The sequence below is a fragment of the Kitasatospora sp. NPDC091257 genome, assembly GCF_044757675.1.
Lineage (GTDB): Bacteria > Actinomycetota > Actinomycetes > Streptomycetales > Streptomycetaceae > Kitasatospora > Kitasatospora lactacystinica.
The window spans coordinates 1-1,809 of record NZ_JBIVVI010001532.1 but is presented as its reverse complement, the minus strand read 5'-3'; the positions used below and the strand labels follow the sequence as shown (position 1 = coordinate 1,809).

The 1,809-nt window shown below is 74.6% G+C and carries 2 protein-coding genes; both read right to left on the bottom strand.

Annotated features, from left to right (window positions below; all coding sequences use genetic code 11):
- Positions 1 to 30: 30 nt before the first annotated feature.
- Positions 31 to 1,437, bottom strand: a complete 1,407-nt coding sequence (locus ACIQOV_RS40005; RefSeq protein WP_401055868.1) for a DUF2252 domain-containing protein — start codon at positions 1,435 to 1,437, stop codon at positions 31 to 33.
- A partial coding sequence (locus tag ACIQOV_RS40000) for a hypothetical protein (protein WP_401055866.1) occupies positions 1,434 to 1,809 on the bottom strand: 376 nt, incomplete at its 5' end. The genes ACIQOV_RS40000 and ACIQOV_RS40005, both read right to left, overlap by 4 nt.

Genomic DNA, 1,809 nt, shown 5'->3' with positions numbered 1-1,809 from the left:
GTCCCCGCTCGGGGGCTCGCCGGGGCCGCCTCACACCCCGGACCGGGCGGTGATCCGGCCGCTGTCGATCGCGGCGGTGAGCGCGGCGTGGTCGGCGCCGGTCAGGTCGGCGTAGGTGAGGGCGAAGTCGGCGATCGCGCGGTCGAAGACGTCGCCGGAACCGAGGTACGCCGCGATGGCGACGCGGTCCCCGGTGCGCGCGTGTCCGCGGGCGAGGGTGCGGCCGCACAGCTCGGCGTACCCGTCCAGCAGGCCCTTGGGCATGCCGTCGATGACGGCGGAGCCCTTCATGTCGCGCAGCTGGCGCCAGTAGAAGTCGCGGCCGGCCGGGCCGGTGGCCCAGCCGAGGAAGATGTCGCTGACGGCCTGGAGGCGGCGCTGTCCGGCGACCACCCGGCGGCCCTGGTGCCGGTGGACGCTGGGCGCGAGGTGCGGTTCCAGCACGGACCGTTCGGCCTCCTTCACCTGGAGGAAGAGCGGCTCGCCGGTGGCGCGCGCGCGGAACAGGCCGATGTGGCAGCGGGTGCCCACGCTGCCCACGCCGACCACCTTGCGGGCCGCGTCGATCAGTTCGAAGCGGTCGAGCAGCGCCGCCCGCTCCTCCGGCAGGGTGTCCCGGTAGTCCAGGAGGATCTGCCGCAGGTGGGGCAGGTCGGCGGGGTCCATCGGTTCCAGCAGCGGCGGGTCGGCGACGATCCGGGGCTCGCCGTCCGGGCCGGGCTCGGTGAGTTTGGCCAGGGCCTGCAGGCTGGTGCGCGCGCGTGCCTTGGCGATCGTGGTCCGGACGCGCTTGCGGTACTTCGACTGCTGGACCAGCGGCAGCAGTTCGGCGGTGTCCACCCGTTCGTACCAGACGTCGAGTTCACCGAGGCCGGCGAGCCGTCGCATGGCGAGCCGGTACGCCCGGGCGGACGACTGCGCCACGGCCCGGGCAGAGGCGTCGGATTCGCCGTTCTCGCGTGCGGCCACGGCGATGCTGGCGGCCAGGCGTTCGACGTCCCACTCGAAGGGGCCGGGCAGGGTCTCGTCGAAGTCGTTGAGGTCGAAGAGCAGGGCGCGCTCCGGCGAGGCGAAGAGCCCGAAGTTGCACAGGTGGGCGTCCCCGCAGAGCTGGACGGTGAGGCCGGTGTTCGGGGCGGTGGCGAGGTCCGCGGCCATGATGGCGGGCGCACCGCGCAGGAAGGCGAACCGGGAGGCCGCCATCCGGCCGTAGCGGATCGGCACGAGCTCCGGGACGCGGGTGGCGGCCTGGGCCTCCAGGACGTCGACGGGGTCCGCGCGGTCCGGCCCGGGGGTCCAGGTCCCGTGGGCCGAGCGCGGCACGTTCCGGCGGGCCCGCCGCCCCGCCGAGACCGAGTCGGGGGCCGACCGCTCCACCCGCTCACCGTCGTCGGCTCCCGGGGGCCGGCCGGGCGCCCCGGTCGGTGCCGACGTCATGCCGACACCTGCCGGTGCGTGGTCCGGGTGGCCTGTCTGATGGTCTCGACGACGTGCGCGACGGCATGGGCCATCGTGCCGGTCAGGAGGAACAGGAGGGTGATGAGGATCCAGCCGTCCTTCTCCTCGACGCCGAGGTCGGCCGGGTGCACGGGGCGGACCGGCGTGGGCGCGCGCTGCGGCGCGGGGCGCAGGAGTTCCCTGGCGATCGCGAGGATGCCGGACAGCGCGTGGCCGATTGCGCCGGCCATGAGCATCGAGGCGCCGACCACGATCCATCCGACACGTCCGACCTCGTCGGGTGAGGTCGTGGTGGTGGGACGTGACGCCTGGTGGTGGGTACCGAGCACGGGGCTCGCCTCCTTGCGGGGG

Excerpts from the sequence above, each read along its gene's own strand:
- ACIQOV_RS40005 (WP_401055868.1), bottom strand. The coding sequence starts at position 1,437 with ATGACGTCGGCACCGACCGGGGCGCCCGGCCGGCCCCCGGGAGCCGAC.